Annotated in this window: 13 protein-coding genes; 6 read left to right on the top strand and 7 right to left on the bottom strand. The window is 65.4% G+C overall.

Translation table 11 applies throughout. The annotated features are described in order from the left end of the window. Positions 1-88: 88 nt before the first annotated feature. Both HDG34_RS08200 and HDG34_RS08195 read right to left on the bottom strand, forming a co-directional pair. Positions 89-1,078 carry a chemotaxis protein CheB gene (locus HDG34_RS08200; RefSeq protein WP_184059080.1) on the bottom strand — a complete coding sequence of 330 codons (990 nt, stop codon included), beginning with the start codon at positions 1,076-1,078 and terminating at the stop codon, positions 89-91. A 306-nt stretch (positions 1,079-1,384) separates the two neighbouring features. Next, positions 1,385-2,464 (bottom strand): glycosyltransferase family 4 protein, encoded by a 1,080-nt coding sequence (locus tag HDG34_RS08195; protein WP_184059078.1) that lies wholly within the window; start codon positions 2,462-2,464, stop codon positions 1,385-1,387. A gap of 142 nt (positions 2,465-2,606) precedes the next feature. Here HDG34_RS08195 and HDG34_RS08190 point away from each other — a divergent pair, with 142 nt between their 5' ends. The 3 genes from HDG34_RS08190 (at position 2,607) to HDG34_RS08180 (ending at position 4,189) form a co-directional block, all read left to right on the top strand. Further along, positions 2,607-3,167: a hemerythrin domain-containing protein gene (locus tag HDG34_RS08190; protein ID WP_184059075.1), complete on the top strand. Its 561-nt coding sequence runs from the start codon at positions 2,607-2,609 to the stop codon at positions 3,165-3,167. Positions 3,168-3,335: 168 nt separating this feature from the next. Beyond that, positions 3,336-3,608, top strand: coding sequence for a DUF6723 family protein (locus HDG34_RS08185; RefSeq protein ID WP_184059249.1), 273 nt, complete (start codon positions 3,336-3,338; stop codon positions 3,606-3,608). 302 nt (positions 3,609-3,910) lie between these two features. Beyond that, on the top strand, positions 3,911-4,189 hold the full coding sequence (locus HDG34_RS08180; RefSeq protein ID WP_184059073.1) for a DUF2934 domain-containing protein: 279 nt from the start codon (positions 3,911-3,913) through the stop codon (positions 4,187-4,189). A gap of 84 nt (positions 4,190-4,273) precedes the next feature. Here the strand turns inward: HDG34_RS08180 and HDG34_RS08175 are convergent, their stop codons facing one another. Then, entirely contained in the window at positions 4,274-4,798 is a 525-nt protein-coding gene (locus HDG34_RS08175; RefSeq protein WP_184059071.1) for a CinA family protein, read from the bottom strand. A 230-nt stretch (positions 4,799-5,028) separates the two neighbouring features. Here HDG34_RS08175 and HDG34_RS08170 point away from each other — a divergent pair, with 230 nt between their 5' ends. The 3 genes from HDG34_RS08170 to HDG34_RS08160 all read left to right on the top strand — a co-directional run bounded on the left by HDG34_RS08170 (position 5,029) and on the right by HDG34_RS08160 (position 9,350). Then, positions 5,029-7,065 carry a protein-L-isoaspartate(D-aspartate) O-methyltransferase gene (locus HDG34_RS08170; RefSeq protein ID WP_184059069.1) on the top strand — a complete coding sequence of 679 codons (2,037 nt, stop codon included), beginning with the start codon at positions 5,029-5,031 and terminating at the stop codon, positions 7,063-7,065. Positions 7,066-7,395: 330 nt separating this feature from the next. Beyond that, positions 7,396-8,700 carry a cation:proton antiporter gene (locus HDG34_RS08165; protein ID WP_184059067.1) on the top strand — a complete coding sequence of 435 codons (1,305 nt, stop codon included), beginning with the start codon at positions 7,396-7,398 and terminating at the stop codon, positions 8,698-8,700. Between the two features lie 233 nt (positions 8,701-8,933). Further along, the gene (locus HDG34_RS08160; protein WP_184059065.1) at positions 8,934-9,350 is read left to right on the top strand and encodes an organic hydroperoxide resistance protein; all 417 of its coding nucleotides are present in this window, start codon (positions 8,934-8,936) and stop codon (positions 9,348-9,350) included. Between the two features lie 106 nt (positions 9,351-9,456). On the opposite strand, the gene HDG34_RS08155 is transcribed toward HDG34_RS08160, so the two are convergent. The 4 genes from HDG34_RS08155 to HDG34_RS08140 form a co-directional block, all read right to left on the bottom strand. Continuing rightward, positions 9,457-10,191: an ABC transporter substrate-binding protein gene (locus HDG34_RS08155; RefSeq protein ID WP_184059063.1), complete on the bottom strand. Its 735-nt coding sequence runs from the start codon at positions 10,189-10,191 to the stop codon at positions 9,457-9,459. A 39-nt stretch (positions 10,192-10,230) separates the two neighbouring features. Continuing rightward, positions 10,231-10,353 (bottom strand): hypothetical protein, encoded by a 123-nt coding sequence (locus HDG34_RS08150; protein ID WP_409259271.1) that lies wholly within the window; start codon positions 10,351-10,353, stop codon positions 10,231-10,233. A 66-nt stretch (positions 10,354-10,419) separates the two neighbouring features. After that, entirely contained in the window at positions 10,420-11,709 is a 1,290-nt protein-coding gene (locus HDG34_RS08145; RefSeq protein WP_184059061.1) for an MFS transporter, read from the bottom strand. A gap of 52 nt (positions 11,710-11,761) precedes the next feature. Continuing rightward, positions 11,762-13,090 (bottom strand): MFS transporter, encoded by a 1,329-nt coding sequence (locus tag HDG34_RS08140; protein WP_184059059.1) that lies wholly within the window; start codon positions 13,088-13,090, stop codon positions 11,762-11,764. Between the last annotated feature and the right edge of the window lie 41 nt (positions 13,091-13,131).

Genomic DNA, 13,131 nt, shown 5'->3' with positions numbered 1-13,131 from the left:
TTGGAAAGGATAGTGTTCAGCGGTGGATTTTTATAGGGCGACGAGCCCATTTCTTGCTGGCTCGGACGGCTATTATCCCGCATTGCACTCATTTTTCCATCAGCATCGACTGCAGCAGTTCGGCCGCGTGCCTCGCACGCAGCGCATTATCCTCCTCGCGCTGTTGGGCGGCGGTATCTCCGGTTTTGGCGAAATGGTCGCGCAACTCGCGGCTGAACATTTCGCGCTCGCGCAGCGCACGCAGCGCTTTGCGCAATGAGTCCTCGGCATTCGTCATGCGGCCGTCGCCGAGCGACGCGGCCGAATACGCATGACCGGTATGACAGCGATAACGCATCACCCGCGATCCGTTCATGCGCCACAGCGTGCCGTTGCATTCGGGGCATGTGAAAGTCGAGGGCGTCGCGAGTCCCCTGATTGCTTCGAATGCCGTGGTGCCGGCCAGCCACGCGTCCTGTTCGAGAACGATGCGATCGGTCGCCTCGCGCCGCGCACGGCCGTTTTTTCCCAGCGCGCCGGCGTTGCCGCCGGTCAGTTTTACCAAACATTGCCCCATTTGATCGAGCGGCAGCACGTGGTCGGCAAACGGCGATGCATGTCGCGGCATCTCGCTCGCGAACGCGTCGGCCGGGTCCTGGACGAGCGTCGCGCCGCCGCACGCCTGGATTGCTTCGAGGCCCGCGGTGCCGTCGTCGAGCAGGCCGGTCAGGATCACGCCGATCGCGCGTGGCCCTATCTGCGCGGCCGCAGTGCGAAAGAGAGGGTCGATCGCCGGGCGCGCGAAGTTCTCTTTCGCGCCGTGCAGAAGCCGCAGTAGCCCATCCTCGACGACGAGGTGCCGATCGGGCGGCGCCACGTAAATTCTGCCGGGCGCGTAATGTTCGCCATCCTGTGCGTGCTTGGCGGGTAGCGGTCCGGCCTGGTTCAGCAGCGCGGGCAGCATGCTGCCATGCGCGCCGATATGCAGCACGACGGCGATGCTGGCGGGCATATCGACGGGAAGCTGCGAGGCAAGCGAACGAAGCGCATCGACCCCTCCCGAGGACGTGCCGATTACGATGAAGTCGCGGTGGGTCAAGTGGGCTCCGGGACGTGGAAGCGGGCGTGAAAGCGGACCTTTCTTGTTAGTCAAACAAACGAGCAAGCTATATGCCGTCGCTGCATTTTTCGGGGCGTTGCCGGTAAAAACGTTCTTTTGGCGACGGCGGTTTTCAGCCTCCGCCACAATCCAGGCACGCGGGCCGAAAGCGCCGCGCGAAGCTCGCACAATGCATATGACGAATGTCGTGCAAGATCACACTGCCGCAGCGACGCATCGCGGTGATGCAGAGCCGGACGCCCCGCGAAGCCGAGGTGCGCCGCGCGGGCGGTCCGGTTAATGCAATTACACCGGCGCGGGCTGACTGCCCGTTGCTCGCGGGCGGCCGCTCGTGTCGCGCGCGAGCAGCGCGTCGTAGATCGTCAGATAGTCGTCGGTCATGCGCGCGGCCGTGAAGCGGCGCTCGAACGCGCGGCGGCACGCGCCGCGCTCGATGCTGTCGATGCGCGCAACCGCTTGCACGGCCTCGTCCACGTTATCGACGATCAGGCCGCTCACGCCGTCTTCGAGCAACTCGGGCACCGCGCCGCGGCGAAACGCGATCGCCGGCGTGCCGCATGCCATCGCCTCGATCATGACCATGCCGAACGGCTCGTCCCATTCGATCGGCAGCAGCAACGCGCGCGCGTTCTCGAGCAATTGCCGGCGCGCGAGGCCGCCGACTTCGCCAAGGTATTCGGTGAACGCGCTCGAGCGGCACAACAGCGGATCGATGCGTTCGCGGAAATAGTCGCGTTCGCCGGGATGAATCTTCGCGGCGATCTTCAATGGCAAGCCGCTGCGCCGGGCGATTTCGATCGCGAGATCGGGACGTTTCTCCGGCATCATGCGGCCGAGAAAAAGCAGGTAGGAACCGGCCATCGGTTGAAATTCGAACTGGTCGAGCGGCAGTCCGTGATGGACCGTGCCCTGCCAGTTCGCCCACGGCACGGGCCGGCGCTGACTCACGGAAATCGACACCACCGGCACGCGCGCGAATTCGCGAAACAGCGGGCCATGATCGTTCAGCAGCAGACGGCCGTGCAGCGTCGTCAGCGTACGGCACGGCAGGCGCTCGGCCCACGCGAAATGCAGCGGCTCGCCGTGAAAATGAATGACGTCGAAGCGGTCCGCGTCGCGAATCACGCGCGCGAGCTGCCTGATGTGATGGGTTTGCGTGTCCCACACGTTCGCGTCGCGCCAAAGACCGCGCGGGCAGATCGGCACGAGCCGCGCGGCGCTCGTCGAATCGGCGCTCGCATAGAGCGTCACGTCGTGGCCGCGCGCGACCAGCTCTTCGGTCAGATACGACACGACGCGTTCGGTGGCGCCGTACGCGAACGGCGGCACGCTTTCGTAAAGCGGAGCGATCTGGGCGATTCTCATCAGTCGTTGAAAAGAGGAAGGAGAGGTTAGCGCGCAACATGGCGCGCCGGACCACCAGCAGCAAGTGACGTACCGCCGCGGGACCGTTGGCGCGGTATGGCGTTTGCTCGATGCGGGCACTTGACCGATTGAAGGAGCCGCCATGAACCGCGCAACGCGATCCGCTACCGACGACACGCAGCCCACCGCTCGACGCGAACCCGCGAGCACGCCCGATGCGCTCGCGCTGCTCGAGGCCGATCACCGCGCCGTGGAAAAGCTGTTCGACGCCTTCGGCAAATCGCGCGGCGACGAGCGCGACACGCTCGAAGCCAAAGCCGCGCTGACGCAGCGCGCGTGCGAAGAGCTGACGATGCACACGATCATCGAGGAAGAGCTGTTGTATCCGGCCGCGCAACAGGCGCTGCCCGACGACGACAAGCTCGATGTCGATGAAGCCTATGTCGAGCATTTTCTGGTGAAAACGCTGATCGCGAAGTTCGAGACGCTGAAGCCGGGCGACAAAGGCTTCGACGCGACGTTCAAGGTCATGTCCGAGCTCGTGCGGCATCACGTCGAGGAAGAGGAGGGCGAACTCTTTCCGGCCTTGCGGCGCACCGGCTGCGATCTCGCCGCTCTCGGTGAAAAGATCGCGGCGCGCAAGCAAACGCTGCAAGCCAGGCTGGATCAGGCGGGCAGTCGCGCGGTCGGTGACAAGACCTGATGGGAGTCTTGAATTTGCGCGCGGCGCTCGCACTGATTCGTTTAAGACGTCGCTGCGACAGTCATGTCTATAAGTCGACACTTACGGACGTGCGCACCCTGTTACATGTCCATTACCATCGATTTCAGGAGGGTAGAACAGGATCGCCTAATGCAGCAGGGGAGAGCCATGTCAAGGAGAAAGCTGAAACTGACGCCGTATCTGGCGGCAGGGGTCGCCTCGCGCGACGACTTTTCCATCTACGTCACCGCGCGCCGCAGCGCCGATGGGCGATTCTATGCCGATCTACTGGTGAGCCGTAAAGTGGATGGCCGCCGTCTGTTCCCGTTCGATGGCGCGCCCGAAGTCGGTCCGTTCAACAGTATCGAGGAAGCGCGGCTCGCCGCCGAGGAGTACGGTGCGCGAATCGTCGCGGCCGACCTTGCCTGTCCCGAGGCGTGAGCGCGCGGCCCGCCGCGATATCGCCTGGCGACACCCTCCCTGTCAAACGCTTGCCCTGGTTCACGACCGGCACGGGGTGGATCTGTGCGCCCGCCCTTTTTCGTTCTGACGTCGTCGACGTCGACTTCCTCGAGCACCAGTCCGGCGGCGCGCTGATTTGATTCGCACGTCGAATAGCGGGTGCCATCGAACGAACGTGCGACGCGCGGAACAACGCTTGCTGGCCTGTGGCTCGCCGTCATTCGGGCACGGTGCATGTGGCGCCGTACCGCGGCATCGCTCACGTTCACGGAGAAGCACATATGGACAAGGAACTCGAAGCCCGCATTCGCACGCGGGCGTACCAGATCTGGGAAAACGATCCGTCGCCGGAAGGGAAAGCCGACGACCATTGGGAAGAAGCGCGCCGGCAGATCGAGGCGGAAGGCGCGGCCGACGACGCTGCCGTGCCGCAGGAGCCGACCGATCAGTCCGCGGAGCGCGAGCGCGGCTCGCGCATCGCGCCCGAAGAGCAACTGCAGGAAATGTCGGGCGATGACATCGAACCGCCGAAGCGCGCCACGCGGCCGCGCGCCGGATAAGCGAGCGCCGCCCCTTTACACCGACGCCGGCAATGGCGTCGGTGCCACCGGCAATGCGCGTTGGTGGCGCGTCGCGCTCTCTCGTCAGTGGTCCCGCTCGACGCGCGGGAGTTGATCGAAGTAATGCTCGACGCGCGACAGCGCATACAGCGCGGCGGCCGATCGCACGTCGTTGCGGTCGCCCGAAAAGCGCCGCGTCTCGGCGAACGTGGTGAACTCATTGCCGCGCCGTCGGAACGACCACGCGAAGCATTGCGTGCCTGGTGGCGGATCGTCATCGGAGCCGCCATGCGCGCCGCTATCGGCGAGCCCCGTGTTCGATACCGCGATGTCCACGCAGCAGCCTTCCTGGCGCAGCGCGCCCTCGGCCATTTCGCGCGCGACCGCTTCGCTGGTAAGCCCGTATCGCTTCATCGTGCTTTGCCGCACGCCGAGAAAGCCTGCTTTGCCCGATGGCGAGTAGCTGACGAAGCCGACATCGAGACACGCGCCGCTGCCCGGCACGCTCGCCAGATACGACGCGATCTGACCGCCGGTGCAAGATTCGGCGGTCGCGAGCTTCAGACCTCGCGAGCTGAGGAAGGACACGACCTGGATGGGAATGTTCATGATTTCTGCTTTGATTGTGCGACGGATTCGGACCGGCATTTGGTTCGTGCAATCGCTCTCGAGAAGCGTGCAGCAAAGATCGGTCCGGGCGCGCTTCACGTTTCGCGCATCGCCACCGGTCCCCGCCGGCGGTATGCTCGTTACTGAAGCGTGGAACAGCAGTGCACGCGCGCGCGGCCCCGTCGCAATGCGTGGCGCGCGCAGCGCTGCGCATTCGCGAGGAGGCGGCGATGAGCGATTTCGACGAAGCGCGCGCATGGATGGTCGAACGGCAGATCGTGCAACGCGGCGTGCGCGACGACTACGTGATCGAAGCGATGCGGCGCGTGCCGCGCGAGGCATTCGTGCCATCCGATCTGCGCGAATTCGCGTATGACGATACGCCGCTGCCGATCGGCGGCGAGCAGTCGATCTCGCAGCCGTACATCGTCGCGAAGATGCTCGCGGCCGCCGAGTTGCAGCCCGGCGATCGCGTGCTCGACATTGGCACGGGCTCCGGCTATGCGGCCGCGATCGCCGCGGAGATCGCGGGCCGGGTGGATTCCATAGAACGCGACGCGAGCCTCGCCGAGGGCGCGCGCGAGCGCTTGCAGCGGCTCGGCTACGAGAACGTCGAAGTGCATGTCGGCGACGGCACCGCAGGTCTTGCCGCGCATGCGCCCTATAACGCGATCATCGCGGCGGCGGGCGGACCGCGTGTGCCGCGAGCGCTGCGCATGCAACTCGCCGTGGGCGGACGGCTCGTGATGCCGGTCGGCAGCAGTCAGAGCCGTCAGCGGCTCGTGAAGATCGTGCGGCGCGACGAACACGACTACGACGAAGATGCGTTCGGCGACGTGCGCTTCGTGCCGCTCGTCGGCGACGATGGCTGGCCGGAGCCAGGCGGCGCGGCGCGCGCGGATTTGCGGCCCGCGTCCACGTCCACGCCGATCCCGCTCACGCCTATGCCGGCCGCGCCTATGCCGGCCGCGCTCGAACTCGCGATTCGCGACGCGGCCGAACCGTTGCCCGACATCGATTCCGCGGAATTCGCGGCATTTTTCGACCGCTTCGCCGGGCATCGCGTCGTGCTGCTCGGCGAGGCCAGTCACGGCACGTCGGAGTTCTACCGTGCGCGCGCGGCGATCACGCGGCGCCTCGTCGAGCAGCACGGCTTTTCGATGATCGCGGTCGAGGCCGACTGGCCCGACGCCGCGATCATCGACCGGCATGTGCGCGATCGGCCGATGCCCGGCGGGCGGTCCCGACCGTTTCGCCGCTTTCCGACCTGGATGTGGCGCAACACCGACTTCATGGGCTTGGTCGCGTGGCTGCGCTCGCACAACGCCGCGCACCCCGAGCGCGAAACGCGCTTTTACGGGCTCGATATCTACAGCCTTTCCGAATCGATCGACGCGGTATTGCGCTATCTCGACAGCGTCGACCCTGCCGCGGCGCGCATCGCTCGCGAGCGTTACGGGTGCCTCAGTCCGTGGCAGAAAGATCCGGCCGTATATGGACGCGCCGCGTTGAGCGGCGGCTACGCGCAGTGCGAAGAACACGTGGTCGCGCAACTCGGCGATCTGCTGAAAAGCCGGCTCGACTATGCGCGCGAAGACGGCGAGCGCTTCCTCGACGCGGCGCAGAACGCGCGGCTCGTGGCGGTCGCCGAGCACTACTATCGCGCGATGTACTACGGCGGGCCGCAAAGCTGGAATCTGCGCGACACGCATATGTTCGACACGCTGCGTCATACGCTCGACAGCCGCGGGCCGCAGGCGCGTCTGGTCGCGTGGGCGCACAACTCGCATATCGGCGACGCGAGCGCCACGCAGATGGGCCGCATGCAGGACGAGATCAATCTCGGCCAGCTGTGTCGCGCGCAGTTCGGCGACGCGGCGGCGCTGATCGGGTTTGGCACGCACAGCGGCACGGTCGCCGCGGCGAGCGATTGGGGCGGACCGATGGAGGTCAAAACCGTGCAGCCATCGCTCGAGGGCAGCGTCGAATTCAGCATGCACGGCACGGGTCTCCCGCGCTTCCTGCTCGACCTGCGGCCCGGCATGCACGACACGCTGCGCGAACGGCTGCGCGCGCCGCTATTGGAGCGCTTCATCGGCGTCATCTACCGTCCCGGGACCGAGCGGTATAGCCATTACGCGCAAGCGTCGCTGGCCGAGCAGTTCGATGCGTTCGTGTGGTTCGATCGCACGAGCGCGGTGAGCGCGCTGCCCGTTTCCGCCGACGAAAAGAACCACGCGGCGGAGACTTTTCCATTCGGTGTGTGAGGGCGATCGGCACGCTCACGCCTCAGGCGAGGAACGCGGCTTGCAACGGAACGGACAGTGCATTCCAGCTGGTCCGAACCGAGGGGTCGCTCATGAACAAGGTTGTACAGCGCCTTGCCATCGCCGCGATGTCGGGTGTTGCCAGTGGCGTCGTCTGCGCGCAAGGCGCCCGGCGAGCTGAGCCGCGACCAGGCGAACCGTGAACATGCGGGGCGCGCGAACCAGGCAGCGGTTCAGCACGGACAGTGCCGCCGGCATGGCGCGAGCAGTGCGCGCTAGCGGCGACGCGGCCTGGCTGCCGCCACCGCCGCGCGTGCTCGCGATTCCGCCATGAAGGACGAACCGGTCTGGTTCCTGCTGATCGGCGCGCTGCTCACGTTCATGGCCGTCGCGCGCGGGCCGATCCGCCGCTTGCCGCTGACCGGCGCGATGATCTATCTGCTGGTCGGCGTGGCGGTCGGGCCGGCCGTGTCCGGGCTCGTCGGGGTCGATCTGCTCCGCAATACCGCGTTGCTCGCGACGCTGGCTGAAGTCGGGCTTGTCGTGTCGTTGTTTTCGATCGGCATGCATCTGCGCGTGCGGCTGCGCAATCCGCTGTGGTTGTTGCCGCTGCGGCTCGGCGGCCCGGCGATGCTCTTCACCGTCGCCTTGATGTTCGGCTTCACCGCTTTGGTGACCGGACGCGCGGACGGCGCGGCGTTGTTCCTCGCGGCCGCGCTCGCGCCGACCGACCCGGTGCTCGCCAACGAGCTGCGCGTGACGCAAGCTGGCGACGACGAGCCCGTGCGGTTCGCGTTGTCGGGTGAAGGCGGCCTGAACGACGGTGCCGCCTATCCGTTTGCGGTGCTGGGACTGACGCTTGCCGGCGCGAGGCTGTTCGGCTCGGGCAGTGGCGTGCATTTCGTCGGCTCGGTGCTGTGGGGGATCGTCAGTGCGCTCGTGATCGGTTGCGTGTTTGCGATCGTGTTCGCGCGCGCGATCTTCTTTCTGCGCACCCGCTACGGCGAAGCGATCGGTCTCGACGGGTTTCTCGCGCTAGGCCTGATGTCGACGTCGTACGGCGCATCGCTGCTGCTGCACGCGTATGCGTTCGTCGCGGTGTTCGTGGCCGGCGTCGCCGTCCGTCACGAGGAACTGCGCGCGACGGGCGACAAGAATCCCTCGGAAGTGCTCGACGAGGTGCAGCACGGCGAACAGGTCGATGTCGCCCAGGATCCAGAAATGGCGCATGCGGTCCTCGCCGAATCGATGATGGGCTTCATGCGCGAAATGGAGCGATTCGCGGAGTTGTCGCTGATGCTGATCATCGGCTGCGTCGTGTCCGCGCACTGGCGCGAGATGTTCGATCTGCGCGCCGTGTTGCCCGCGGTGTTTCTGTTTTTCGTTGCGCGGCCGCTGTCCGTCGTCGTCGCGATGATGGGTGCGCGCATCGACAATAGCCAGCGGCATCTGATGGCGTGGATGGGGATTCGCGGCGTCGGCGCGTTTTACTACCTGATGTTCGGCCTCGAATACGTGCGTGGCGCGATGACGCCGCTGCTGCCCGCCGTGCTCGATGCGATCGTGTTGTCGGTGCTGCTGCATGGCTCGACGGCGAACTATCTGTTGCGGCGGTATTTCGACCGGCGTCGCTGAATGAAGCGACGGGCGCGATGGCGCGCGTGAGTTGTCGCGCCGCGCTCCGCCCGGCTCCCGTTTGCCGCTCCTTGTATCGCAATGTATCCGCGCGGCCCGGGGATACGTGCGCTTACCAAACCCGCTGATCCAGACACATGCGAGATACGTCGGCGCGTTCAAATACGTGCACCGCAAGTTCGAGCCCGGATTTGCAGACCTGAATATCACTGGATCAACAGGAGTAAGCCACCATGACCCGCATCGAAGAAGTGCTGTACACCGGCAAAACCCATACGACCGGCGGCCGCGAAGGCGCCGCGCGCAGCTCGGACGGCCGTCTCGACATCAAGCTGTCGCCGCCCGGCACCTCGGGGGGTGGAACGAATCCCGAGCAGTTGCTCGGCGCGGGCTGGTCGGCGTGTTTCATCGGCGCACTCGGGCTGGCGGCGCGCGCGTTGCACCTGTCGTTGCCGGCCGATACCAGCGTCGATGCGGAGATCGATCTCGGCACCACCAATGGCGCTTACTTTCTTCAGGCGCGTCTGTTCGTCAGTCTTCCCGGTGTCGAGCGTGACGTGGCGCACGGGTTGATCGAGCGAGCGCATCTGACCTGCCCGTATTCGAAGGCGTTGCGCGGTAATGTGGATGTGCAGACTACGCTCGTTTGAGCGTCGCTGAGGGTGGTGGCGGGGCCGCGCCGAAGCATCGCGCGGCCCCGCGTATCTGCCATGCCAGCAGCTTCGAAAGCTACGCGGTGTCGGTTCGTGCGGCCCGCTACGCCGCAGGCGCAACCGACGCTCCCGCGATCTTGTGCCGCGCGAGCGATTGCGCCACCAAGCCCGAGGCCTTCATCTCTTCGACAAACGAACGCAGCGCGTGAGCCGCCGCTTCGCCGCGGCTCTTCGGCACACCCATCGCCTGCCGGATCACCATGAAGCGCTCGTCTAGCAACCGCAGACCGGGAGTTTGCTTCGCATCGGCCTCGAGTTGCTGCTTCACGCCTGCCGCCACTTCCAGATGCTGCTCGATAAACGTCGGCACGACGCTCGGCGAGCTCGGCGCGCGCACGATTTGCGCGGATTTCAGCTCGCGCGTCAGAAACAGATCGTATGCACTGCCTTTGCCAACGACGATTCGGTTGTGCGCCTGATCCACATCCTGATTCGAGCGCACCGGCGAGTCGTCGCGCACCAGGTAGAAGCCTTCGATCAACACATACGGCGCTGTGAACGCGATCGTCTCGCCGCGCAACGGATCGATCGCGAAGAAGCCGAAATCCGCGCGCTCCTCGCCGACGGCCTGCACCGATTTGCCGGCCGTATCGAAGACGACCAGCTCCAGTTCGACGTCCAGTTTCGCGGCGAACGCGCGCGCGAGATCGATCGATACGCCGAACGGCTCGCCGGAGTCGGCGTGACGATTGGCGAGGATTGGATTGCCGAGATTGATCGACGCGCGCAGCTTGCCCGTGGGCGTGAATGCGGCGACGACGGAGGGATCGATGGTCATAACGGCTCTCGTGGCGATGGCGTTGGGGCGAGCGAAGTCTCAGGATTCAAGGATTTCGCTGATGCGGGATAGCGCGTTGAGAGTATGCAACAGATGCTCGCCCGTTGCTTCTGACACTTCTTCGTTGCGCTCGCGCTCCAAAAGTTCGGCAGGAAGCATCATTGCAAGGGCGGGGGACGCCAGTTATCCGTGCCACGTCCCGTCGCCCTTTCACCCGCCAGCGGCACTTCAATCGCGCAACTTCACCGCCGTCATCCGCGGCATCAACAGATGAATGATGCCCAGCGCAACCAGATACGCCGACGCGCCGACCGTAAAGAGCGCCCAATACTGCCCGGTGCGCTGCAAGGTCTCGCCGATCACGCCGGAAAAGAAGAACGAACCGACCATCCCCGCCACGCCGCCGATACCGACCACCGTGCCGACCAGCCGCTTCGGAAACACGTCGCCGACGATGGTGACTAGGTTCGCCGACCAGCCCTGGTGCGCCGCTGCCGCGAGACCAACGGCGAAGACCGCCCACCACAGGCTCTGGAAATACGACAACGTTGCGATCGGCACCACGCACAATGCACAAATGAACATCGTGAGCTTGCGCGCGAAATTCGGCCTGTTGGTGCGGGCCATCAAACGCGACGACAGCCAGCCACCCGCCACGCTGCCGACCGATGACATCGTATAGATAGCGATCAGCGGCAGGCCCATGTTGCCGATGTCGATATGGCGCGACTCATTGAGCCACTTGGGCAGCCAGAACAGATAGAACCACCACACCGGATCGGTCAGCAGCTTGCCGAACACAAACGCCCACGTTTCGCGGTACTTGAGCACCGACAACCAGCCGACTTTCTGCTCGACGACTTCCTCGCGATCCGCATTGATGTAGTCGAGTTCTTCCTTCGACACCGACGGATGCTCCGAAGGCTGCCGATAAACGAGCATCCACACCGCCAGCCAGATGAAACCGGTCGCGCCGCCCGCGATGAACGTCGCGCGCCAGCCCCACGTCACGGCAGCGATCGGCACGAAGGCCGGCGCCACGATGCCGCCGATCGTCGCGCCCATGTTCCAGAAGCCCGTCGCTAGCGCGCGTTCCTTCTTCGGAAACCACGTGGCGGTAGTGCGGATCGCAACCGGAAAATTGGCCGCCTCGCTGAAGCCGAGCAGACCGCGCACGGCCGCGAAGCCCGGCACGGTCGATGCCACCGCGTGGAGCATCGCCGCGAGACTCCACAGCGCCATCGCGCTGCCGTAGACCTTCTTCGTGCTGACGCGATCCGCGATGCGGCCGAAGATCGCGAGACCCACCGCATAGGCGACCGTAAACACCATCACGGTCTGCGCGTACTGCACCTGGCTCCAGCCGATATCCTTTTGCAGCAGCGGCGCGAGCAGCCCGAGCATCTGACGATCCATGTAGTTGATCGTCGTCGCGGCGAAGATCATCGCGCAGATGGTCCATCGGTATCGTCCGACGGCCGTGCGTGCGGCGGCCGTCGTGGCTTCTATCGTTTTCATCGTGTCTCCTTAAGGTTTCTGCAAATGGTGTCTATACGGTTGTTCGATGCAGTCAATGCGCGGAGGCAGGCATTCCTTCGCGCGGGCTCATGCGGGAGAAGAACACGACCCCGGCGGCTACCACCGACATCACCGCGAGTCCAGTGAGGCCGCCCTCGATCGAGCCGGTCTTCTGTTCGAGGAAGCCGAAGGTCGCTGGCGCGACGAAGCCGCCGAGGTTGCCGATCGAGTTGATCAGCGCCAGCACCGCGGCGGAAATCCGCGCGTCGAGATAGCCCTGCGGGATCACCCAGAACAGCGACGAGGCGGCCTTGAAGCCGATCGCCGCAAAGCAGATCGTGACGAACGAAAACACCGGGCCGCCCTGGCCGGCCGCATACATGCCGAGCGCGGCGATCAGCAGCGCGCTCGCGACCCACGCCTGCTGGAACTTGAAGCGCGCCGCGAGCATCGCGAACAGATACATCGCCGCGATCGAGATCAGCCACGGAATCGAGTTGTACAGGCCGACCTGGAAATCGTTGAAATGGCCCATCTTGCGGATGATGCTGGGCAGCCAGAAAGTCGCGCCGTAGATGGTCAGCGATACCGCGAAGTAGATCAGGCAAAAGATCAGGATTTGCGGATCGCGCAGCAGCGCTCCTATCGATGGCTTGACCGGGTGCGCGGCGGCGCGCTGGCGTTGCTCTTCGTCGACCGCATCGAGCAAGGCGTCCTGCTCGGCGCGGGTGAGCCAGGCGGCGTCGCGCGGCTTCGAGTCGAGCCACAGCAGGATGAAGCCCGCGAGCACGACCGAGAACATGCCTTCGATGATGAACATCCACTGCCAGCCGCGCAGCCCCGCGCCTTCGATCAGCATCAGCCCGCCGGAGATCGGCCCGGACAGCACCGACGCGAGCGCCGAGCCGCTCAGGAAGATCGCCATCGCCTTGCCGCGCTCGTTGCTCGGCAGCCATTGCGTGAAGTAGTAGATGACGCCGGGAAAGAAGCCCGCTTCGGCCGCGCCGAGCAGGAGCCGCATCGCGTAGAACGACGTCTCGCCGCGCACGAACGCCATGCCGGCCGCGGCCAGCCCCCACGTGAGCATGATGCGCGCGAGCCACAGCTTCGCGCCGTAGCGCTGCAGCAGGAGGTTCGACGGCACTTCGAAGATCGCATAGCTGATGAAGAAGAGCCCCGCGCCGAGCCCATAGGCCGCCGCCCCGATGCCCAGATCGGCGCTCAGATGCTGGCGCACGAAGCCGATGTTCACGCGGTCGATGTAGTTGACGATGAACATCACGACGAACAGCGGCAGCACGCGCAATTTGATCTTGCGCACCGCGCTCGCCAGCGCGCCGGCGCGCTCGGGCCGCGCCGTGTCGGCAATCGGGCTACTCATGGAGTTGTCTCCTTCGATGGCGACGCGCGTTGCGCGTCGCA

Source organism: Paraburkholderia sp. HC6.4b, from assembly GCF_014200875.1.
GTDB lineage: Bacteria > Pseudomonadota > Gammaproteobacteria > Burkholderiales > Burkholderiaceae > Paraburkholderia > Paraburkholderia tuberum.
This window is presented reverse-complemented; position numbering and strand designations above follow the sequence as displayed.

Excerpts from the sequence above, each read along its gene's own strand:
- HDG34_RS08195 (WP_184059078.1), bottom strand. The coding sequence starts at position 2,464 with ATGAGAATCGCCCAGATCGCTCCGCTTTACGAAAGCGTGCCGCCGTTC.
- HDG34_RS08190 (WP_184059075.1), top strand. The coding sequence starts at position 2,607 with ATGAACCGCGCAACGCGATCCGCTACCGACGACACGCAGCCCACCGCT.
- HDG34_RS08185 (WP_184059249.1), top strand. The coding sequence starts at position 3,336 with ATGTCAAGGAGAAAGCTGAAACTGACGCCGTATCTGGCGGCAGGGGTC.
- HDG34_RS08180 (WP_184059073.1), top strand. The coding sequence starts at position 3,911 with ATGGACAAGGAACTCGAAGCCCGCATTCGCACGCGGGCGTACCAGATC.
- HDG34_RS08175 (WP_184059071.1), bottom strand. The coding sequence starts at position 4,798 with ATGAACATTCCCATCCAGGTCGTGTCCTTCCTCAGCTCGCGAGGTCTG.
- HDG34_RS08170 (WP_184059069.1), top strand. The coding sequence starts at position 5,029 with ATGAGCGATTTCGACGAAGCGCGCGCATGGATGGTCGAACGGCAGATC.
- HDG34_RS08165 (WP_184059067.1), top strand. The coding sequence starts at position 7,396 with ATGAAGGACGAACCGGTCTGGTTCCTGCTGATCGGCGCGCTGCTCACG.
- HDG34_RS08160 (WP_184059065.1), top strand. The coding sequence starts at position 8,934 with ATGACCCGCATCGAAGAAGTGCTGTACACCGGCAAAACCCATACGACC.
- HDG34_RS08155 (WP_184059063.1), bottom strand. The coding sequence starts at position 10,191 with ATGACCATCGATCCCTCCGTCGTCGCCGCATTCACGCCCACGGGCAAG.
- HDG34_RS08150 (WP_409259271.1), bottom strand. The coding sequence starts at position 10,353 with ATGATGCTTCCTGCCGAACTTTTGGAGCGCGAGCGCAACGAAGAAGTG.
- HDG34_RS08145 (WP_184059061.1), bottom strand. The coding sequence starts at position 11,709 with ATGAAAACGATAGAAGCCACGACGGCCGCCGCACGCACGGCCGTCGGA.
- HDG34_RS08140 (WP_184059059.1), bottom strand. The coding sequence starts at position 13,090 with ATGAGTAGCCCGATTGCCGACACGGCGCGGCCCGAGCGCGCCGGCGCG.